Origin of the sequence: Rhodoferax saidenbachensis (assembly GCF_001955715.1) — a bacterium.
Classification (GTDB): domain Bacteria; phylum Pseudomonadota; class Gammaproteobacteria; order Burkholderiales; family Burkholderiaceae_C; genus Allorhodoferax; species Allorhodoferax saidenbachensis.
In genome coordinates this window covers 2,798,747-2,819,024 of record NZ_CP019239.1, presented here as the reverse complement: position 1 = coordinate 2,819,024, position 20,278 = coordinate 2,798,747, and the positions used below count along the sequence as shown (strand labels likewise).

The following is a 20,278-nucleotide window of genomic DNA, read 5'->3' as shown; positions in this document are numbered from 1 at the left end:
CGTTTCGCAGTCGCGGGCACCGTGCCAGTGGCTGGAAAAACCGAAAGAGCATACCCCCAGTCGGTGCAAATTGCCGCAGTATTTTTGCCGGGCGGGCTGACGCCGCCGAGTCGTGAATCTCGCCCGCAATGGAGGGGGGCGGACATAGAAAAGAACGAGGCGGGATTTTTTTGCTACTAATTTGGTAGCTGTTTGCGCATATTCTGTGAGGGCTACAAGCCTAATGGGTGGGCCGAGCGGGTGTTGTAGCGTGTTTGTTCTACAGGCGGCCCTCGAAAGACCGGTTCGTGCGTGCGCCTAACGTCGTATCATCCTGCGGCTGGCGCTCCTCCAGTGCTTCTCCTGCGGAAAAGTTGCCCATGTCCCACTTGCTCCCGATCACCCTGTTTCCCCTTTCTTCCTGCGCGCTGGCCTTGCCCGGGCGCAGGGCGGGCACTGTGCTGTCGGTGTTGCTGTCGGTGGGCCTGGCGGGCTGCGACACCTTGGGCAGCCTTGCCAGGAGTGAGCCCGATAGCCCATTGGCCAGCGCCCAACCCAATACCAACCTCTACAGCAGTATTCCCAAGGAAAAGCTAAACACCGCGCCGCGCATGCTGGCGGCAGAGGGCATCAAGGCGCTGGACGCCAAGGACTACAAGAAGGCTTCGGACCTGTTCAACCTGGCGGTCAAGACCGACATGTCGAACTCCTACCTGCACTTCCTGAACGCCGTGGCCTACCAAATGCGTGGCCTGGCCGGTGAGAGCAACCTGTTCCCGCTGGCCGAGCAGGGTTTCGAGATGGCGACCCAGTTTGACGCTTCCAACTGGCTGGCGCGCTACTACAGCGGCTTGCTGGCCATGCAGCAGCGTGACTTTGCCAAGGCCAAGCTGCGCCTGGCCGATGCCGCGCTGTACGCTGGCAACGAGCCCGAACTGTTGTACGACCTGGCCGTGGCCGCCTACTATGACCGCGACCCCAAAGTGGCCGCCGCAGCGCTGGAAGGTCTGCGCACCGCTATGGAGGCGCGCCCCGAAGACCCGACTGTGTTGCGCGCCTCGGCCATCGTGGCGGCATCGCTCAACAATAAAGATGAGGCTGAAAACTACCTGAGCCGCCTGCGCAAGGCGGCTGTGGGGGCTGATGATGTGAAGCAGGTAGAGCTGCGTGTCGACTCGTGGCTGCGCAGCTACCAGCGCGCCGGCATGATGAAGACCCAAAACCGCAGCGGCGGCGCGCAGGGCTTCACCCAGACGCAGTTTCCGTCCAACAACTTCCCCGGCGCTGGTGGCAACACCGGTTTCCCTTCGGCTGGTGCCAACAACCCATACGGCAACACCATGCAGGGCGGCATGCCAGGAATGCAAGGCCTGCCGGGCATGCTAGGGCAGGGCGGCATGGGCGGTGGCACTGGCTTCGTCGAAAGGCAGATGGCGGTAGTCGACGTCAGCATCATCAGCACGGAAGAAGACAACACCCAGGCCATGGGTGTGAATTTGCTGGACGGCTTGAAGATCCAGTTCGGCAACCCCCTGTCGCAAACACCGGCTTTCTCCAGTAGTGGCGGTGGCAGCACCACTACCGACAACCTGAATTCCGCCAACAACACCAGCACCAACAGCAGCGTGATCACGCGCCTGATTCAGGTGCCTGCGTTGACCTACAGCCTGAACATCGCCAACGCCAACGCCAAGCGCAACGAAGTGCTGGCCCGGCCCACGTTGGTGGCGCTGGGCAATATGCCGTCCAACTTCTTCTCGGGCCAGGACATCGTGGGCGCTGCCGTGTCGGGCGGGCAGGGCAGCTCGGTGCAGATCCAGAAGGAAGTGGGAGTCAAGCTCTCTGTCACACCCGAGTTTTTGCCGGACAACCTGATCAAGCTCAACGTGATTGCCGAGCGCACCTTCCTGGCCATCCCCAGCACCAGCGTGAAGTTCGACTTCCGGCTGGACACCAATAAGACCATGGTGAACGCCAATGTGGTGATGAAGTTTGGCGAAACGTTGATCCTCTCCGGCCTGTCCGAACGTGACCAGACCAAGGACCGCGATGGTGTGCCCGTGCTGCAGGACGTGCCCATCGTGCAGTATCTGTTCTCGCGCAACGTCACGCGGGACTACTACAAGTCGGTGTTGATCCTGCTCACGCCGCGGCGCACGCAGTACACCAACCGTGCCGAGGCCGACATTGCCGCAGAGCGTGCCACCATGTCGGCCAGCGAGGTGGCCATGGCCGAGTTTGAAGACAAGTACAAGCCCTGGTTCAAACCCACGCCCAACGTTGGAGAAATCACCAAAGCGTTAGAGGGTGGCACGATGTACCGTGAGTTCCGCACCGGGGACATTGCAGCCTCTTGGAACCGCATCGAAAGCACCGAAGAGCGCCTGCGCGCAGCGGTTCGCTTTTTGTACTACTAACCGGGCCACGGCGTGAAACGCCTTTTCTTGGCTTTGCTGTGTTGGGCAAGCCTTGTCGCGCATGCCCAAAACGCAGCGGAACGTCTGGCCTGGACTGCGCTGCGTGGCACCGCTATGGACCTGTCAGTGGGCGCCGACGGCACTGCGTTCTCGCTGGACCTGGAGGGTCTGGTGTGGATGCGCCGCCCCGGGCCCAGCACCGGTTGGCTTAGCCTTCCCGGTGCCTTCCGGCGCATAGACGCCGCCTCCGAGCGCAATGCCTGGGCGGTGGATGCCGAGGGTGCTGTATGGCGCTACAACGGCACGTATTGGCAGCCCGTGCCCGCACCCAAGGCGATGGATGTGGGCGTGGGTGCTGCGGGCATGGTCTACGTGGTGACGACAGAAGGGGGCCTGGCGCGCTTCGATACCCGCGCCGGATTTATCGCTGTGACCGGAGCGCCCAAGGCGATAACCCGCGTCGATGTGGATAACCGCGACCTGCCCTGGGTCGTGCTGGCGGATGCAAGCATCCAGATGTTTGACGGCCGGACCTGGGCCAAACTGCCCGGCCGCGCGCAGGACATTTCTGCGGGCGTGCGCAACAGCGCATTCATGGTCAGCCCGGAGCACCAGCCGTTTCGCTGGAACCCGGCGTTGAGCACCTGGGGCCCGCTGCTGGCCGTGGCCGAACTGGTGGCCGCAGGCCCGGAGAACAAACCCTGGATCGTCACGCCGGAAGGCTCCATATTCACCAATGACACCGGCACGCCGCAGAAAGTGGCCCGGCCGACGACCGACCTGAGCGTGTTCACCAAAAACATGGCCTGGCGCCGTGTGCAGGGCAAGGCCAAAGTATTGAGCATCTCTGCCAAAGGCCAGGCCGTGGCACTGGGGCCGGATGGTGAGGTCTGGCAGTGGAAAGGCAAGGACCTGTGGCAACGCTTGCCCGGTGCCTTTGAGCGCATCGCGTTGGCACCCTCGGGTCAGCCCATGGCGGTGACGGCACAGGGTCGCATCTTCAGTTACCGTGGTTCGCAATGGGTCGAGGTGCCGGGGCAGGCGCTGGACATTGCGATCACACCGCAAGGCGTGATCTGGATATTGCGCCCCGATGGCAGCCCCGCGTATTGGGATGTGGTGGCAGGTTGGGTTTCGCTCAATGCGCCGGTCGGCGCACTGCGCCTGGCGGTGGGTTCGTCCAATGCGCCCTGGGTGGTGACGCGTGAAGGCCAGGTGCTGAGTTACGCGCCCGAGGGTTGGAAGGCCCGTGATGGCGTGGTGGCCACCGACCTGGCCATCGGCCCCGATGGAGATGTGTTTGTGGTCACCAAAGACCGCACGCTTGCACGTTTTGACGACTTCTTGCAGCGCTGGGAGGCCCTCAACACCGAGGCCGTGGCGCTGGCCGTGGGCCCAGGCGACAAACCCTGGGTGGTGAATACCCGCGGCGAGATTTATGCGTCATCGCTGTTTGAAGAGCCGGTGCCGAGTGGTGGCGAATGCAGTGGGGCAGTGGGCGGCAAGCTGCCGGACTTCAAGCAGACCGATTTCCGACAGGTGCTGGGTGCGGCACGTAGCCTGGCGATTGGCAAGGATGGCAATGTGATGGCCATCGACACCGACAGCAACCTGGGCCAGTGGCGCAACACCACGCAACGCTTCAAAGCCTTTCCGGGCCAGATGGTACGCGTCGCCGTGGCCCCTGACGGCAAGCCCTGGGGCGTGACTGCCAAGGGCGAGATCTGGCGCCACGACGGCAGCAAGTGGCTGCTGGTGCGCAGCATCTTCACGGCGCGCGACGTGGCGGTGGCCTGCAATGGCACGGTGATGGCCGCGGCCAGTGATGAGTCGCTCTACAAATACAACGCCGCGACCGATGCGTTTGAGAAAGTCGTGCCACCACGCCTGGACGACCCCGCGCCCAAGGGCAAGAAGCTCGCGCTGGACGGGGCTGGCCGGCCCTGGACCATCCGCGACGACTGGATCTACCGCTGCGATGTGCAACCCTGCGAGCGCCAGGCCTTGCGCGCCAAAGAGATTGCCATTGGCCCCGAAGGCACACTGCTGGCGGTGGATATGGATGGCAACCTGCAGTCCTTTAACGTCCGCGACAACCGCTGGGACCGCAGTGGCCCGACAGGTGTGGTGGCGGTAGCCGTCGGTCCTGGCGGTAAGCCATGGATCGTGCGTAACGGCACCGAGGTTTGGGCCAGCGCGACGTTCAACCGCAAGGAAGACAAGGATGACACGGTTGCTGCATCCACCCAGAGCACGCCTGTGAATACGACTACCACGGTGTCGCCATTCACCTTCTCCACCACACTGGTGTTTGATGAAGTGCCCTACAAAGGCGCGGGTTTCCCCACGGCGATCCATGCCATTGGCATCGGCGCCAGCGGCAAGGTGATGGCGGCACGCGGTACAGGGGCTGCGGCCATCGTGGCGTACGACCCGGCGCAGCAGGCTTTTGTGCCTGGCGGCTTGCCCATGATGCCGGGCGGCGAGCTCGATGGCATTGCCGTTGGCCAGGCCGACAGTCTGTGGACCTGGCGCCACCCGGTGAACGGCTCTGTGAGCGGCGGAATCTGGGCCTACAAGAACAATAGCTGGCAGGCCGTGAATGGTGTGGCCGCACTGGGCATCAGCGATGTACCGCTGCCGGCCTTTACCAAGCGCTGGCTGGACCTGGCAGCCCTGGGCGACGGCAGCGTGTACGTGATGGGGCCCGACACTGGCGGCGCTGGTGTGCAGGAGAGTACGTTGTACCGCTACAACCCGGTCAGCAACCTGTTTGCTGCGACCAGCTTCCAACTGCCCGGCAATGAAGACGCGATGGCCGTGGAACCCACGGGAGTGGTCTGGCTGGTGCGTTCCGACACCAACAGCCCGTACACACGCCGCGCCTTCCAGTACATCAACAACGCCTTCTTTGAACGCCCGCCACCGGCTGGCATCACGCTGTGCCCGACCTTTCCGGCCACAGACCGAGCGCTGCCGGGGTGCATGGCCTCGGGTGCCAATGGCTCGGTGTTTGCCATCGGCCTGCAAGGTGCCTCACCACGCCTGCTGCGCTGGAATGCGGCCAGCCTGCAGTGGGATGTGGTGATGACCTCGCCCGTGGTGACGCAGATCCGTTATCTGGCCGTGGCCCCCGATGGCCGTCCCTGGATGATTGCCAGCACGGACGGTGTGACCTTCAAGGTCTACAAGGCACGTTGACACTGCGGGCTGCAGGGGCGGCCTGCACTGCTACCATGAAGGCATGGCTTCTCACACATCAGCAGCGCGTGCGCGCATCGTCATCATTGGTTGTGGTTTTGGCGGGCTGGAGGCGACCAAGGCCTTGCGCAACGCCGACGTGGAGATCACTGTGGTGGACCGGCAAAACCACCATCTCTTTCAGCCCTTGCTGTACCAGGTGGCCACCGCCGGGCTCACGGCCCCGGCCATCGCCGAACCGATCCGCCGCATCTTCCGCCGCCAGCCCAATGTGACCGTGCTGATGGCCGAGGTGACGGGGCTGGACGCGCAGGCACGTACGGTGCAGTTGGGCGACGGCCAAACACTGGTTTACGACCATCTGATCGTGGCCGCCGGCGCCACGCACAGCTACTTTGGCCATGACGACTGGGCCGCCCACGCGCCCGGCCTCAAGACCCTGGAAGACGCCTATGTCATCCGCCGCCAGATGCTGATGGCGTATGAAGAGGCCGAAAGCCTGCGGGCCGACGCACCCGTGACCGAACGCGACGCCTTGCTCACCTCAGTGGTGATTGGTGCTGGCCCTACCGGTGTGGAAATGGCAGGGACCATGGTGGAGATTGCACGCCACACACTCACCGGAGAGTTCCGCCGCTTCCAGCCCAAAAATGCGCGTGTCCTGCTGATCGAAGGCGGCCCGCGCGTGCTGGGCAATTACCCGCAGGCACTGAGCGACAGCGCCAAACGCCAATTGGAAAAAATTGGCGTGGAAGTGCGACTGGGCGCCCGTGTCACACACATCGACGCACAAGGCATCACGCTGGACGAGGGCGGTCAGACCCAACGCATCAACGCCGCCACCGTGGTCTGGGCTGCCGGTGTGGCTGCGTCGCCACTCGGCAAGGTGGTGGCCGCCGCCACTGGCGCCACGCTGGACCGCGCGGGCCGCGTGCAGGTGTTGCCTGATCTGAGTCTGGCGGGCCATCCCGAAATCAGCGTGGTGGGTGATCTGGCCGCCGCCATGAGCCATGTGCCGGGCAAAGACCCCGCGCCCGTGCCCGGCGTGTCACCGGGCGCCAAACAAATGGGCCGCACCGCCGCCGCCAACATCCTGCGGCGCATGCAGGGGCTGGCCGGGCTGCCGTTTCGTTATGTCAACTACGGTGACCTGGCCACCATTGGCCGCAAGGCCGCGGTGGCGGATGTGGGCGTGCCGCTGTTGGGCCAGTTGCGCTTCACGGGTTTCCCGGCGTGGCTGTTCTGGCTGTTTATCCACGTGTTTTTCCTGATCGGGTTTCGCAACCGGCTGGTCGTGATGATTGACTGGGCCTGGTCGTACTGGACGTTCGAGCGGCACGCACGCATTGTGGTGAAGCAGGACAGCTGAAACGCACGGTGTAGTTGGGCTGGATGCGGGGTTGAAGCGTGTGGGGGCTGCACAAGGCGCGCAATCGCGCCACAATGGATGCAGTGCCATCTGCAACCACCCTGTAGGAGAGTTCCATGCCCCACGCTTTCGCGTCCACCCTCAAGAACTTCAAAACCGCGTCCGGCAAAACCGGCAAGTTCTATTCACTGCCAGCGCTGGCCAAGCAATTTCCCAATATCAACCGCCTGCCGGTGTCCATGCGCATCGTGCTGGAGTCTGTGCTGCGCAACTGCGATGGCAAAAAGGTCACGGCGGAGCACGTGGCCGAAGTCGCCAACTGGAGCCCCACCGGCCATCGCACCAACGAAATCCCGTTTGTCGTCTCCCGCGTGGTGCTACAAGATTTTACCGGCGTGCCGCTGTTGGCCGACCTGGCTGCGATGCGCAGTGTGGCCGTGAAGCTGGGCAAAGACCCCAAACGCATTGAGCCGCTGGTACCCGTCGATCTGGTGGTCGACCACTCGGTCATGGTGGACCACTACGGCAAGAAGAATTCGCTGGATCTGAACATGAAGCTGGAATTCCAGCGCAACCGCGAGCGTTACGAGTTCATGAAGTGGGGCATGCAGGCGTTTGACACGTTCCGTGTCGTGCCGCCCGGATTTGGCATCGTGCACCAGGTGAATCTGGAGTACCTGGCGCGCGGCGTGCACAAGACGGCCAAGGATGTGTATTACCCCGACACGCTGGTCGGCACCGACAGCCACACCACCATGATCAACGGCATTGGCGTTGTCGCCTGGGGCTGCGGTGGTATCGAGGCCGAGGCCGCGATGCTGGGCCAGCCGGTGTACTTTTTGACGCCCGACGTGGTGGGCTTTGAGCTGACCGGCCGTTTGCGCGAAGGCGTGACGGCAACTGATCTGGTGTTGACCGTGACCGAAATTCTGCGCCGCCACAAGGTGGTCGGCAAGTTCGTCGAGTTCTATGGCGAAGGCACCCGCACGCTGGCACTGCCAGACCGCGCCACCATTGCCAACATGGCGCCCGAATACGGCGCGACCATGGGCTTCTTCCCGGTCGACGAAAAGACCATGGACTACTTCGCTGGCACCGGCCGCACCAAGCCCGAAATGGAAGCCTTTGAGGCCTACTTCAAGGCGCAGGGCTTGTTTGGCGTGCCTGCGGCGGGCGAGATCGATTACTCGCAGGTGGTCAAGCTGGACTTGGGCAATGTGACCCCCAGCCTGGCTGGCCCCAAGCGCCCGCAAGACCGCATTGAGCTGGGCAAGGTGGCCAGCCAGTTTGAGTCGCTGTTCTCCAAGCCCAATGCCGAGAATGGCTTCAACCAGAGCGCGGCCGTGTTCCACACCCGGCATCTGGCGCGCGCGTCTGGTGTCCAGCCAGATGCCAAGGTGCCCACCGCGCCCGACACGGCACCGGGTTCACCACGCCAGGTGGTTGAGATGGGTGGCGGCAAGCCCACGCTGGCCGCTGGCCATGTTCCACCCACCGCGGCGGTCGCCGCCAGCAGCAAGTCGGACGTGACCATCGGTAACGGCGACGTGCTCATCGCCGCCATCACCAGTTGCACCAACACCTCCAACCCCAGCGTGCTGCTGGCCGCGGGCCTGCTGGCCAAGAAGGCCGTGGAAGCCGGGCTCAAGGTCAAGCCACACATCAAGACCAGCCTGGCCCCGGGCTCCCGCATAGTCACCGAATACCTGACCGAAACCGGCCTGCTGCCGTACCTGGAAAAACTCGGTTTTGCGGTGGCCGGCTATGGCTGCACCACCTGTATCGGCAACGCGGGTGACCTGACGCCCGAGTTGAACGAAGTCATCACCAAGAACGATTTGATCTGCGCCGCCGTACTCTCGGGCAACCGCAACTTCGAGGCACGTATCCACCCGAACCTCAAAGCCAACTTCCTGGCCAGCCCGCCGCTGGTGGTGGCCTATGCGATTGCCGGCACGGTGAACCGCGACCTGATGACCGAGCCCGTGGGCAAAGGCAAGGGTGGCAAAGACGTGTACCTGGGCGACATCTGGCCGACCAGTGACGAGATCTACAAACTGCTCAAGTACGCGATGAAGGGCAAGGCCTTCCGCGAGAACTACGCCAAGGTCAAGACCGAGCCCGGCCTGCTGTGGGACAAGATCAAGGGTGTGGCTGGTCAGGCCTACGTCTGGCCCACCAGCACCTATATCGCCGAGCCGCCGTTCTTCGCCGATTTTGCTATGGATTCCATAGCTGGTCGCGCAGGTTCCACGGGGGCTAAAGGCACAAAAGGCACTGAATCTTCGGTGCAGGGCGCCCGCATCATGGCGCTGTTTGGTGACTCCATCACTACTGACCACATCTCGCCCGCAGGCTCCATCAAAGAAAGCTCCCCCGCCGGCCAATGGCTGCTGGCGCACGGCGTGCAAAAGGCGGACTTCAACTCCTACGGCGCGCGCCGCGGCAACCACGATGTGATGATGCGCGGCACCTTCGCCAATGTGCGTATCAAGAACTTGATGATCCCGGCCGACGCCGCCGGTTCGCGCGAAGAGGGTGGCGTAACGATCTATCAGCACGACGGCCCGGACCAGGGCCACAAGATGTTCATCTACGACGCCGCCATGCAGTACCAGGCCGACGGCGTGCCCACGGTGATTTTTGCGGGCGAGGAATACGGCACCGGCTCCAGCCGCGACTGGGCCGCCAAGGGTACGCAGTTGCTGGGCATCAAGGCCGTCGTCGCCAAGAGTTTTGAGCGCATCCACCGCTCCAACCTGGTCGGCATGGGCGTGTTGCCGCTGCAATTCAAGGGCACGGACTCCTGGCAGTCGCTGGGCCTTAAGGGCAATGAACGCATTGACGTGATCCCGGATGCGAACCTGACGCCGCAAAGCGACGCCACACTGCGCATCACACGCGCCGATGGCTCCACGCAAGAAGTGACGTTGACGCTGCGCGTGGACACACCGATCGAGGTGGACTACTACCGCGCGGGCGGCATCCTGCCGTTTGTGTTGCGGCAGTTACTGGCGGGTTGAATTCCGTTCTGCCTGAGCTTGCCGAAGGCCTGCGTGGCGCTTCGACAGGCTCAGCATGGACGGTTTGGAGGCCTCAGGCCGAACGGATGGGGTCTCAGGCGACCTTCGTCTCCATCGCCTCAAAGTAGCTCGCCAACAGCGCCAGCGCATGGCGCACTTTGGCGGGTTGTTCGCCGCGCCGCGCGGTGATGGCGTAGGTGTCGTAGTCTGGAGGGCTCCAGTCCGGCAGCACCGGTACCAGGCGGCCGTCGGCCAGGGCGCGGCGGTCGTCGTCACTGAGCACGATGCTGATACCCCAGCCCGCCACACACAGGGAATGCAGGGCAGTGACCTGCGTGGCCGACGCGCGGGAGGTTACGTGCACCCGGGCCGTCCGCCCATCGGCGGTGTGCAGCTCCAGTGACTCTTGCGCCGGTGCCTGCGGGCGGCCGCCCAACCAGTCGTGCCGGGCCAGGTCTGCCGGTTGCTGCGGCCAGCCGCGTGCCGCCAGGTAGGCGGGCGAGGCACACAGCTGTGCCCGCAGTGTGCCCAGTTTGCGCGCCACCAGGCTGGAGTCCGGCAGCCCACCTACGCGCACGGCAATGTCCACCCGTTCGGCAATCACGTCCACCAGTGCATCGTCCATCATCAGGCGCAGGCTGAGCTTGGGAAAGTTGCGCAGCGGTGCCAGGGCCGTGGCCAGCAGGCTACCAAAGCCGATGGGCGCAGCAATGCGCAATTCACCCTCGGGCTCGTCCCGGTGGTGCTCCAGCGCCTGGTCGGCCGCACGCGCTGCGGCCACCATGGCGGTGCAACCCTCCACATAACGTGCCCCGGCCTCGGTGAGCGTGAGCTTGCGCGTGGAGCGGTGCAGTAGCGCCAAGCCTAGCGCATCTTCCAGTTGCCGCAGGTGCTGACTCACGGCGGAGGGGGTCATGCCCAGTTGGCGGGCTGCGGCGCTGAGCGAGCCCGCGGTCACCACCTCGGCAAACACGGCCATGCGTTTGAGTTGGTCCATGGGTTGGGTCTTCATTGGTTAGTTTTACTTCACAGTGATAGCTAAATTTACCGTCTATTCAGAAGAATGTGAAGTAATCAAACTAGAGGCTTCTGTTCCCCAACCCATTTTTCACAGGAGTTTTGTATGAAGATCGCTCTGATTGGCGCCACCGGTTTTGTCGGTACCCCCTTGCTCACCGAGTTCCTGAGCCGTGGCCACCAGGTCACCGTGCTGGCCCGCAACCCCGGCAAACTGGCTCCCCAGCCCGGCCTGACTGTGGTGGCAGCCGACGCACTGGACGCATCGCAAGTGGCCATAGCCGCTGCCGGCCATGACGCCGTGGTCAGCGCCTACAACCCCGGCTGGACCGAACCCAAGATCGCCGAAATCTTCCTCCAGGCTACCCACGCCATCTTTGCCGGTGTGAAGCAGTCGGGTGTGAAACGCTTTTTGATGGTGGGTGGCGCAGGCAGCCTGTTTGTCGCGCCCGGCGTGCAACTCGTGGATACGCCGGAATTTCCCGCCGAATACAAGGTGGCCGCCGCTGCGGCGCGTGACGCGCTGAACCTGATCCAGAAGGAAACCACGCTGGACTGGACCTTCCTGTCGCCGGCCATTTTGCTGAACCCCGGTGTGCGCACCGGCCAGTACCGCGTGGGTGCCGATGCGCCCTTGTGGGCTGAAGGCGGCGCCCCCGGCAGTATCTCGGTGCAGGACATGGCCGTGGCCATCGTCGACGAGATCGAGAAGCCCGCGCACATCCAGAAGCGTTTTACCGTCGCCAACTAAGGCGACACATATTCCGTTCGGGCTGAGCCTGTCGAAGCCTTCGACAAACCTCAGGTTTGTAAGCGCTGCGTTTCGACCAGCTCAACGCGAACCGGGGGGGGGCGCATTAACCCCGCCTGCGCTCTATCTTGGCCTCTTCGTAATACCGCGTCTTGGCCTGGTACATGGACTGGTCCGCCGCGTGGATGGCGGCTTCCACCTGGGAGGCGGAGGTGCAGGACGCGGTGCCTATCGCCATGGTCAGTTTCTGGCCGGGGTAGAACTGGTTGTTGAGTTCGATCATGGACTCAATGCGTTCTTTGAGCCCTATGGCCGCGCGCTCATCGCAGCCGGGCAGCAGCGCGATGAATTCGTCACCACCAATGCGCGCCACACAGTAGGGGTAGCCCGCAGTGGCACTGGCCAGCACTTCGCCGGTGCGGCGTAGCAGGGAGTCACCGGCGGCGTGGCCTTCGGCGTCGTTCACCAGCTTGAGGCAGTTCAGGTCCATGGCCAGAATCGCCAGTGGCCACGGGCCCCTGCGGGACAGGCGGTTGAGCTCTTCGACATAAAAAGCACGGTTGCACAAGCGCGTGAGTGAATCGTGTTTGCCCAGGTATTCCAGATAGGCCTCGGCCTTCTTGCGGGCGGTGATATCCACCAGCGACACCAGCACCATGTCCCAGGTGGCTTCGTGGCCCTGCAGCACGGCAAACTGCATGTGGATGTTGATCAGCTCGCCGCTCAGTGCGTAGTTCACCACCTCGCGCGTTTGCACCAGCTTGCCGTTCCACAGGTCAATCAGTTGGTCCGAAAAACTGTGGTGCATCTCGTCGCGGAAAACCACGTCGAGTTGGTTCAGCAGCTCATCACGGTGGTTGGCGGCAAACATGGTCAGGGTTTGCTGGTTCACATCCAGCACGCGGATCTTGGCCATGCAGCGGTTCACAAAATCGCCGTGCACGCTCAGGAACACGCGGAAGTCCTGAATGCCACTGGCGCGTGCCTCGTCCATCAGCGCCTTCACGCCACTAAAGTCTTCCACCCACAGCGAAACGGGGGAGTAATCAAACAGGTTGCGCGCATACCGCTCGCTCTGCTCCAGGCGCGTCCGCGCCTGGGTGTGCTCGGTCACGTCTTCCAGCGCCACCATGACGCGGTCCCATGTGGTCTCATGGCCTTGCAGCACGCGCACGTGGATACGCACATTCATGCGCCGCCCGTCCAGCGCGTAGTTGACCGAGTGGTTGGTGAAGTCCAGCGTGCCGTTCCATAGATAGCCCAGCTCGGCCACCATGCTCTCGAACATGTCGTCGCGAAACACCTCGGACAGGCGCGACAGCAATTCCTGCTGGCTCTCGGCCGCAAATACTTGCAGGGTTTTCTGGTTGACCTTGAGCACTTGGTAACAACGCGAACACTGTTGCGCCCGTTCGGGTGATGCGCGCAAATGCGCTTCCAGATCGGTCACGCCCTGCGCGCGCCAGCTGTCAAACAGGGACTTGAGCGCGCTGTAGTCTTCCAGCCAAAGGGAAATGGGGGCGGATTCAAACAGTTGTTCGAAATCTGCGCCAGAGGTAGCGGGTGCCATGTCTATCGGAAGCCTTTGCTGTGTCTTTGTGTTGTGCGCTTTGGCACAGTTTACTGTCCGCGGCGGTATTGACCCAACGCAAGATTGGGGCCTGCTCACACTAATGTCCCGAGTGCGAACGAGGTGAAAACAGCGCCAATCTAGGTGCGCGACGACGCCCAGACCGGGTGTCTGGGCTAGGAGTGCAACAACGAGTGGCGCTGTTTTCACCACGTTCCCTTCGGGTTGCGGCCAAAAAAGCCATGCGCAAGGCGCGAAACGCAGCCGGGGTATCCCCCCGGCAAGGCTTCGCAACGCCGCGCATGGCTTTTTTGATCCGCAACGCATCTCGGGAAATTAGTGTGAGCAGGCCCTAGGGCCTGCGGGTGCGTGGACAATGCAGGCATGGATGAAGCAATGGTGATTGTGGGTGCAGGCATTGGCGGGCTGGCCAGTGCGCTGGCGTGTGCGCGCCAGGGGCGGGCCGTGCAGGTGCTGGAGCAAAGCCCGGTGCTGGGTGAAATCGGTGCGGGCATCCAGCTCGGCCCCAATGCGGTGCGCCTGCTGGACGGCTGGGGGCTGGGCCCAGCCCTGAAGGCCGTGGCGGCCTACCCAACGCGACTGGAAGTGCGCCATGCGCGCAGTGCCACGTTGTTAGGCACGTTGCCGCTGGGGCAGGCCATGGTGCAGCGGTATGGCGTGGCCTACGCCACCGTGGCCCGTGCCGACCTGCATGGCCTGCTGCTTGCCGCCGTGCGCCAGTCGGGTACGGTGGACATTCAACTGGCTTCTGCGGTGGAGGATGTGGTGCAGGATGCACATGGCGTTCGGTTCAGCACCGTGGATGGGACACGCCGGCAGACCCCATTGCTGGTGGGCGCAGACGGCCTGTGGAGCCGCGTGCGCGCCCAGGTGTGGCAAGACGGGGCGCCGCGTGCCACGGGGCACCTGGCGTTTCGCGCGCTGGTGCGCCAAAGTGATCTGCCACAGGGCCTGCGCAGCCAGGTGGTCACGGCTTGGCTGGGGCCGGCCTTTCACGTGGTGCAGTACCCGGTGCGTGGTGGTGAGTGGCTCAATCTCGTGGTGATTGCCAAGGGCACGGCCCCAGCCGACCTGCAAAGCTGGGACCATGCGGCGAATGCAGCCGAACTGCGCGCGCTCCTGGCCAACGCCGGCGGGCCGCTGCTGGATTTGATCCACACCGTAGACAACTGGCGCCTGTGGGCGCTGTGCGACCGCGTGCCCATGCGCAGTGCGGCCGAACATGTACAGGGCCGCATCGCGCTGCTGGGCGACGCCGCCCACCCCATGCGCCCCTACCTGGCGCAGGGCGCGGGCATGGCGATGGAAGACGCACACCAACTGGCCGCATCGCTGGCAGCGCAGCCGCAAGACAGCGGCGCCGCGCTGCAGCACTACGCCCAGACCCGCTGGCAACGCAACGCCCGCGTGCAGGCGCGTGCGCAGCGCAACGGCGACATCTTTCACATGAAAGCGCCGATGTCCCTGGCGCGGGATGTATCGCTCAGGCTACTGGGCGCACGGCTGCTGGATGTGCCGTGGCTCTACGGGTATGCCGGTGCTTAAGACGCCGTAGCGGCGGGTGCTGGTGCTGACTTTGCTTGCAGGCGGTCCATGGTGTCCATGACTTCCTCCATGATGTCTGCGCGGCTGCGTGCGGTGAATTTCGGCAACATCGACTCTGGGGCAGACGGGCCGCTCCAGCCGCCAAAGCCGGGGCCGAAGTCGGAGTACTTGACTTCTACTTTGCCCTTGCCTTGCAGGGCACGTGCTATCTCTTGCACACGCGCCTTCGGGTCCATGTCGTTTTGGCTCAGCCCGCCAATGTGATGGGCCAGCCCATAACCGCCGCCTTCGTCCACTTCTGCGACCAGCTTGCCATCCACCAGCACTTGTCCCACGGGTTTGTACTGGTGTTCATAGGCGTAGCGGGAATTGATGTCTTCGCGCAGCTTCTCTTCTTTCTCCCGCGTCGCCATTTCCTGCACCAGCGCATCGGGCATCTGGTACGCAGACTTCAAATTGCCCTGGATGACAGGGCCCGTCAGGCGGAACTGCTCCCGGTTGTTATCGGTTGCGAGTCGCAGGGCTTCGTCAGATATAGAGACCCGGGTAGCGCCCTGTGCGGGCGTGGCGTTCGCATCTTCCACGCCTGTCAATGGCGTTCCGAAGAAGTTTTGTCGGGGAGTGGTTGCGTTTGCGGTTTGGATGGGCGTGAGCATGGCGTGTGCTGTGTGTGTTGTGCAGGCGGCGTGGCACCATGCCCGCTGTCTGCATTATGGAAAATGGCCCCACGTTTGATCGCAAAGACTGGCGTATTTTTTCGGCGCAATTGGCAGGATGTCGTCACACCACGGCCTGCTGATAGGATGATCGGCACGGTGGGGTGGGGGCGGTGCGCCGCGCACGGAGAGGCAACAGGAAAACACAAGCATGTTCAAGATTTACTGGACCGATGAAAACAACCAGGCCCACGGTGAAGAGGCCGCAGAGATCGTGCGTGCCCTGCAGATCACCAAGGACAAACGCGACGCCGGTTACAGCTTTGTCACCATGGCCAGCGAAAACACTCAGCACGTGGGCAAGCAGGGCGTGGACACCATTGTTGATGGCAAGACGCCCGACGGACAGGACTACGACTGGTCCAAAGCTGGGCGCGCTGGCAAGCCGCGCAAGAACGACCGCATCATCACCAACAAGGACCATTGAGCGGCCTTCAAATTGCATGCGGCTAAAATTGTTCGCATGACAAGTCGTCTGCGCGCGCTGATCCTCTTGGCTGCCCTTCTCTGGCAGTCATTGGGTGCGCTTGAGGGATTCAACATCAGCCTGCGCGCCGCCGAGTTTGAGCACGTGACCCTGCACGTGCAAGACGCCAGCCACCTGCAGCACCACCATCCCGCAGACCAGTTGCTGCACATGGATGCGGACGAAACCAACCTGCAGCATTTCCACGCCGACGTCGGCTCGGGTGGCATGGGCTTGCTGGCCTCTGCATGGCCGAACCCGCTGGACTCGAACGCCCTGCGTCTTCCTGACACACCCGCATCCTTGTGGCTTTCGCCCACGCTGGAAGGCCCCTTGCGGCCCCCGAGATACATCGCTTGATGTCGCTTGACGGCACGCGGTGCCGTCGCTTCCATCCCCATTTTTCCATTCCCTGGAACGCTCACTTGAGTGCAGGAGCAAGCCGCATTCGGCGCACGCTCCCTTTCCCATGGAATGCAAACGTTTCAAATCAAGACAGGACCCCGTCCATGCAAACCCATTTCACTTCCGTCAGGAGTACCCAATGCGATTGAGCACCCGCGGCAGATTTGCCATCACTGCGCTGATTGACCTGGCTCTTCGGGAAGATCGCCTTCCCGTGCCTTTGGTCGACCTGGCACTGCAGTACCACATCTCTCTTTCCTACCTGGAGCAGGTCTTTGCCAAGCTGCGCCAGGCCGGTATCGTTGAAAGCACGCGCGGCCCCGGCGGCGGTTATTCCCTGGGGGTGCGGGGAGACCGCATTTCCGTGGCGGACATCATTGCCGCCATCGAGGATGACAGCCCGGCAGCAGAGACCCCTGCAGACCGCGGGCCGAGTTTCGATTTCACCGAAGACCTCTGGAATAACCTGCACACCGCGTTGATGGAGCACATGAAATCCATCAGCTTGCGCAGCCTGGCACTGGAGCAGAAGGCCAAAGGCTTCAAGTCCATCGAAAGAAAGTACATCAAGAAAAAGGTGGCCGCCAAGCCGCAGACTCGGCCTGTGCACAACAACACGCCGAACTCCGTGTTTGCGTGGAATGGTGCCTGGCCTATTTCGAAATAGTCAGGCGGTACTGGCGGGAGGTGTCTTGAGGTTCTCGAAACGTTCCGCAAACTCCTGCCGCAGTTCCTTGCGCATCACGGCCGCGGCGTGACGCCGCTTTTGCTCGGGTGAGTCTGGCTCCAGGCGCGGCACCGCAACTGGTTTGCGGTCGTCGCCCACCGCCACCATCGTGAAGAAGCAACTGTTGGCGTGGCGAAGGACTTGCGTGCGGATGTTCTCGGCCACGACCTTGATGCCGACCTCCATGGATGAGGTCCCCGTGTGATTGACCGACGCCAGAAAAGTGACCAGCTCTCCCACGTAAATGGGCTCGCGGAACACCACCTGGTCCACAGACAGTGTCACCACGTAGCGGCCGGCGTAGCGGCTGGCACACGCGTAGGCCACCTGGTCCAGAAACTTCAGCACCGTGCCACCGTGGACATTGCCGGAAAAATTGGCCATGTCGGGTGTCATCAGTACCGTCATGGTCAGTTCATGGGTTGGGAGATTCATATTTAGCTCTTCCGATTTAATCCAGCGGCGCGTGCAGCCGCGTTTCCTTGGTAACAATGCCGCCGCGTTTGCCGATCTCGATGGAACCATAACGCTCTTTGAAACACTCCGGCAACGGCCGGTCGCCCCCAACGGACAACCACAGCCGCAGCAGGTGCCGCTTCTTGCCCGGTTCGGACCAATCGACAAAACCGGTGCGGTCATGCAGTTGCGAATGGTTGTAGACGAACTGCATGTCACCGGGCTGCAACTGCATGCCGAAATGCAGCGCGGGGTCATTGGCCAATGCGTCAAACATGTCCAGCGCCTCCAGGTGCGCCGGTGTCAGGCACATGGCGCCTTCGAAGCGTTGCGCACTGTCGATGTACTGGCGCTGGTAAAACACGGTCAGGCGGCCTGCATGCCAGCTCAGCGGCGGTATCTCCATCCACGGTTGGGCGCCTTCGGGCACTTCGCCCCGGCGGTCCGTGGCGATGGGGTCGAACAGTTTCTCCAACAGGTCAGGGCGCAGCGCGCGCATGCGGTTGTAGATGGTCTCTGCGCTCACCAGCAATGAGCGTCCGCCTTCCTTCGCCTCGCGGATGCACAACAGGCCCACCACGTCCGCGCTGTCGGTGTGAAAGGTCTGGCGTTCGGCCGTCTGGTAAATCCGGGTGTTGGGGTCTTGGGACGAGGCGCCCAGGTCGCGCACATGCCCGAGGATGTGGCCCGCCGCGTTCTGCGAGCGTGCACTGCCGATGTGTGCGCCTATGCCGCAGAACACCGTGGCGGCAAATTCCTGGCTGTAGTTCGCCACGGGCAAGCCGCGCAGCACTTCGATGCCGTTGCCATGCAGCAACTTTTGCTGCAGTGCTTTCAGGTGGCCGGCGAAGGAGGAGAGGGGGAAGTTCGCAGCGGTGACCTCGCCCACGTCGCGGCCCAATGACAAGTAATGCCGCGCCGCGTTTTCCAGATCTGCAATCTCGGCGCCGGACAGTTGGTACAGCCAATTGCGTTCGTCCGCTGCCATGGCCGGGCCGACCCATGCGGCCGGGCCGGTGATGTACTGGGGCAGGGTTGACAGGTCCATGCGCTGATTATCCGCAGACTTTCTGGCGCATAGGCTGCTGCACGGCCGCGCGATACCGCAACGCAACACAAGGTTAACAACCCCGCGCTACCATTTGCCATGGCCACCAGCGAATCCACGACCAAACGATATCTGCCCTGGGTGGTCGCCACGGCGCTGTTCATGGAGCAGTTGGACTCCACCATCGTCAACACTGGCATCCCGTCCATGGCGGCCAGCCTGGGCGTCACGCCACTGAGCCTAAAGGCGGTGGTGACCAGCTACATCCTGGCCCTGGCGGTCAGCATTCCCGTCAGCGGCTGGCTGGCCGAGCGCTATGGCAGCCGGCGCGTCTTCATGTTTGCGGTGGCCCTGTTCACGGTGTCGTCGGTGTTGTGCGGCCTGGCGGTCAACTCCACCATGCTGATTGCCGCGCGCGTGCCGCAGGGCATTGCGGCCGCCATGATGATGCCGGTGGGCCGCATGGTTATCGTGCGCACCTTCTCCAAGGGCGAGCTGCTGCGGGCCATGAACTTCGTCATCATCCCCGCGCTCTTGGGGCCGCTGCTGGGCCCCACGGTGGGCGGGCTGATCGTGCACTGGGCGTCGTGGCGCGAGATCTTTTTTGTGAACGTGCCCGTGGGCCTGGCCGCGCTGTGGTTTGCCAGCAAACACATGCCCAACTACCAGAACGACACGCCGCGCCCGCTGGATGTGCGCGGCCTGATTTTGTTTGCCAGCGGCGCCGGTTTGTTGTCGTGGCTGCTGGAGGTATTTGGCGAAATCAGCCTGTCCAATGAAATGGTGGCCACGCTGGTGGCCGTGTCCCTGGGCCTGCTGGCCGCGTATGGCTGGCATGCCCAACGCGTGCCGTACCCGCTGCTGCGCCTGTCGCTGTTTTCCACGCGCACTTTCCGAGTGGGTGTGCTGGGCGGTTTTGTCACGCGGCTGGGTGTGGGCGGCATGCCGTTTTTGCTGCCGCTGCTGTACCAGTTGGGTCTGGGCATGCCGGTCTGGCAGTCGGGCCTGCTGATGATGCCGGCCGCCATGGGCGCCATGGCCATGAAGGCGCTGTCAGGGCCCATGCTGCGGCGCTTTGGCTATCGGCGCGTGCTCATCGTCAACACGCTGCTGGTGGCCTGCGCCATTGCCTGTTATGCGCTGGTGGATGCGGGCACGCCTGTGGTGGCCATTGTGGCCTTGGGCCTGGCACTGGGCCTGTTCAACTCGCTGCAGTTCTCCAGCATGAACACCATGGCCTATGCCGACATCAATCCCGAAGACACCGCCATGGCTAGCACCCTGGCCAGTACCTTGCAGCAAATGTCCATGAGCTTCGGGTTGGCCTTTGGCTCGCTGATCACGGGGTACTTTCTGCAAGGCTTGTCGCAGTCAGACCAGTTGGCCGTAACGGCGTCGCTGCACCACGCCTTCATCGCGTTGGCGGTGTTGACCGTGGTGTCATCCGCCGCGTTCTGGACGCTGCGGCCGGAAGACGGCGAGAGTGTCAGCAAGGGCAGTGTGGCGCCAACCTGAGCGGCGATAACATCGAGGCACTCGCAGTGCCACCACCACTTCGGAGCTTGCC

Annotated in this window: 15 protein-coding genes; 10 read left to right on the top strand and 5 right to left on the bottom strand. The window is 63.1% G+C overall.

What is annotated here, in order from left to right; translation table 11 throughout:
* Nucleotides 1-359: 359 nt before the first annotated feature.
* The 4 genes from RS694_RS13425 to RS694_RS13410 all read left to right on the top strand — a co-directional run bounded on the left by RS694_RS13425 (nt 360) and on the right by RS694_RS13410 (nt 9,989).
* Entirely contained in the window at nt 360-2,396 is a 2,037-nt protein-coding gene (locus tag RS694_RS13425) for a type II and III secretion system protein (protein WP_029708664.1), read from the top strand.
* 12 nt (nt 2,397-2,408) lie between these two features.
* On the top strand, nt 2,409-5,597 hold the full coding sequence (locus RS694_RS13420) for a tectonin domain-containing protein (protein WP_029708665.1): 3,189 nt from the start codon (nt 2,409-2,411) through the stop codon (nt 5,595-5,597).
* Nucleotides 5,598-5,640: 43 nt separating this feature from the next.
* The gene (locus RS694_RS13415; protein WP_029708666.1) at nt 5,641-6,966 is read left to right on the top strand and encodes an NAD(P)/FAD-dependent oxidoreductase; all 1,326 of its coding nucleotides are present in this window, start codon (nt 5,641-5,643) and stop codon (nt 6,964-6,966) included.
* Nucleotides 6,967-7,082: 116 nt separating this feature from the next.
* Nucleotides 7,083-9,989 carry an aconitate hydratase gene (locus RS694_RS13410; protein ID WP_029708667.1) on the top strand — a complete coding sequence of 969 codons (2,907 nt, stop codon included), beginning with the start codon at nt 7,083-7,085 and terminating at the stop codon, nt 9,987-9,989.
* A 94-nt stretch (nt 9,990-10,083) separates the two neighbouring features.
* On the opposite strand, the gene RS694_RS13405 is transcribed toward RS694_RS13410, so the two are convergent.
* Nucleotides 10,084-11,001 carry a LysR family transcriptional regulator gene (locus tag RS694_RS13405; RefSeq protein ID WP_241464106.1) on the bottom strand — a complete coding sequence of 306 codons (918 nt, stop codon included), beginning with the start codon at nt 10,999-11,001 and terminating at the stop codon, nt 10,084-10,086.
* 111 nt (nt 11,002-11,112) lie between these two features.
* Here RS694_RS13405 and RS694_RS13400 point away from each other — a divergent pair, with 111 nt between their 5' ends.
* Nucleotides 11,113-11,757 (top strand): NAD(P)-dependent oxidoreductase, encoded by a 645-nt coding sequence (locus tag RS694_RS13400; protein WP_029708669.1) that lies wholly within the window; start codon nt 11,113-11,115, stop codon nt 11,755-11,757.
* A gap of 106 nt (nt 11,758-11,863) precedes the next feature.
* Here RS694_RS13400 and RS694_RS13395 read toward each other — a convergent pair whose 3' ends face one another.
* Nucleotides 11,864-13,327 (bottom strand): sensor domain-containing diguanylate cyclase, encoded by a 1,464-nt coding sequence (locus RS694_RS13395; RefSeq protein ID WP_029708670.1) that lies wholly within the window; start codon nt 13,325-13,327, stop codon nt 11,864-11,866.
* Nucleotides 13,328-13,711: 384 nt separating this feature from the next.
* Here RS694_RS13395 and RS694_RS13390 point away from each other — a divergent pair, with 384 nt between their 5' ends.
* On the top strand, nt 13,712-14,893 hold the full coding sequence (locus RS694_RS13390) for an FAD-dependent monooxygenase (RefSeq protein WP_029708671.1): 1,182 nt from the start codon (nt 13,712-13,714) through the stop codon (nt 14,891-14,893).
* Here RS694_RS13390 and RS694_RS13385 read toward each other — a convergent pair.
* The gene (locus RS694_RS13385; protein WP_152528858.1) at nt 14,890-15,549 is read right to left on the bottom strand and encodes a hypothetical protein; all 660 of its coding nucleotides are present in this window, start codon (nt 15,547-15,549) and stop codon (nt 14,890-14,892) included. The genes RS694_RS13390 and RS694_RS13385 overlap by 4 nt on opposite strands.
* Before the next feature lie 211 nt (nt 15,550-15,760).
* On the opposite strand from RS694_RS13385, the gene RS694_RS13380 reads away from it, so the two are divergent.
* From RS694_RS13380 to RS694_RS13370, 3 genes are all read left to right on the top strand, one after another.
* Nucleotides 15,761-16,036, top strand: coding sequence for a hypothetical protein (locus tag RS694_RS13380; RefSeq protein ID WP_051391992.1), 276 nt, complete (start codon nt 15,761-15,763; stop codon nt 16,034-16,036).
* Between the two features lie 36 nt (nt 16,037-16,072).
* Nucleotides 16,073-16,435, top strand: coding sequence for a hypothetical protein (locus RS694_RS13375; RefSeq protein ID WP_029708674.1), 363 nt, complete (start codon nt 16,073-16,075; stop codon nt 16,433-16,435).
* 184 nt (nt 16,436-16,619) lie between these two features.
* On the top strand, nt 16,620-17,147 hold the full coding sequence (locus RS694_RS13370) for an Rrf2 family transcriptional regulator (RefSeq protein ID WP_029708675.1): 528 nt from the start codon (nt 16,620-16,622) through the stop codon (nt 17,145-17,147).
* Here RS694_RS13370 and RS694_RS13365 read toward each other — a convergent pair whose 3' ends face one another.
* The gene (locus RS694_RS13365; RefSeq protein ID WP_029708676.1) at nt 17,148-17,642 is read right to left on the bottom strand and encodes an acyl-CoA thioesterase; all 495 of its coding nucleotides are present in this window, start codon (nt 17,640-17,642) and stop codon (nt 17,148-17,150) included. It lies immediately after the preceding gene.
* Between the two features lie 16 nt (nt 17,643-17,658).
* Complete coding sequence (locus tag RS694_RS13360; protein WP_029708677.1) at nt 17,659-18,711, bottom strand: TauD/TfdA family dioxygenase; 1,053 nt, start codon at nt 18,709-18,711, stop codon at nt 17,659-17,661.
* Nucleotides 18,712-18,810: 99 nt separating this feature from the next.
* Here RS694_RS13360 and RS694_RS13355 point away from each other — a divergent pair, with 99 nt between their 5' ends.
* A complete protein-coding gene (locus RS694_RS13355) occupies nt 18,811-20,226 on the top strand; it encodes a DHA2 family efflux MFS transporter permease subunit (RefSeq protein ID WP_029708678.1) in 1,416 nt (471 codons plus the stop codon).
* The last annotated feature ends 52 nt before the right edge of the window (nt 20,227-20,278 follow it).

What these genes read in the sequence shown, in the direction of transcription:
- RS694_RS13425 (WP_029708664.1), top strand. Translation starts at nt 360, where the DNA reads ATGTCCCACTTGCTCCCGATCACCCTGTTTCCCCTTTCTTCCTGCGCG.
- RS694_RS13415 (WP_029708666.1), top strand. Translation starts at nt 5,641, where the DNA reads ATGGCTTCTCACACATCAGCAGCGCGTGCGCGCATCGTCATCATTGGT.
- RS694_RS13410 (WP_029708667.1), top strand. Translation starts at nt 7,083, where the DNA reads ATGCCCCACGCTTTCGCGTCCACCCTCAAGAACTTCAAAACCGCGTCC.
- RS694_RS13405 (WP_241464106.1), bottom strand. Translation starts at nt 11,001, where the DNA reads ATGAAGACCCAACCCATGGACCAACTCAAACGCATGGCCGTGTTTGCC.
- RS694_RS13400 (WP_029708669.1), top strand. Translation starts at nt 11,113, where the DNA reads ATGAAGATCGCTCTGATTGGCGCCACCGGTTTTGTCGGTACCCCCTTG.
- RS694_RS13395 (WP_029708670.1), bottom strand. Translation starts at nt 13,327, where the DNA reads ATGGCACCCGCTACCTCTGGCGCAGATTTCGAACAACTGTTTGAATCC.
- RS694_RS13390 (WP_029708671.1), top strand. Translation starts at nt 13,712, where the DNA reads ATGGATGAAGCAATGGTGATTGTGGGTGCAGGCATTGGCGGGCTGGCC.
- RS694_RS13385 (WP_152528858.1), bottom strand. Translation starts at nt 15,549, where the DNA reads ATGCTCACGCCCATCCAAACCGCAAACGCAACCACTCCCCGACAAAAC.
- RS694_RS13380 (WP_051391992.1), top strand. Translation starts at nt 15,761, where the DNA reads ATGTTCAAGATTTACTGGACCGATGAAAACAACCAGGCCCACGGTGAA.
- RS694_RS13375 (WP_029708674.1), top strand. Translation starts at nt 16,073, where the DNA reads ATGACAAGTCGTCTGCGCGCGCTGATCCTCTTGGCTGCCCTTCTCTGG.
- RS694_RS13370 (WP_029708675.1), top strand. Translation starts at nt 16,620, where the DNA reads ATGCGATTGAGCACCCGCGGCAGATTTGCCATCACTGCGCTGATTGAC.
- RS694_RS13365 (WP_029708676.1), bottom strand. Translation starts at nt 17,642, where the DNA reads ATGAATCTCCCAACCCATGAACTGACCATGACGGTACTGATGACACCC.
- RS694_RS13360 (WP_029708677.1), bottom strand. Translation starts at nt 18,711, where the DNA reads ATGGACCTGTCAACCCTGCCCCAGTACATCACCGGCCCGGCCGCATGG.
- RS694_RS13355 (WP_029708678.1), top strand. Translation starts at nt 18,811, where the DNA reads ATGGCCACCAGCGAATCCACGACCAAACGATATCTGCCCTGGGTGGTC.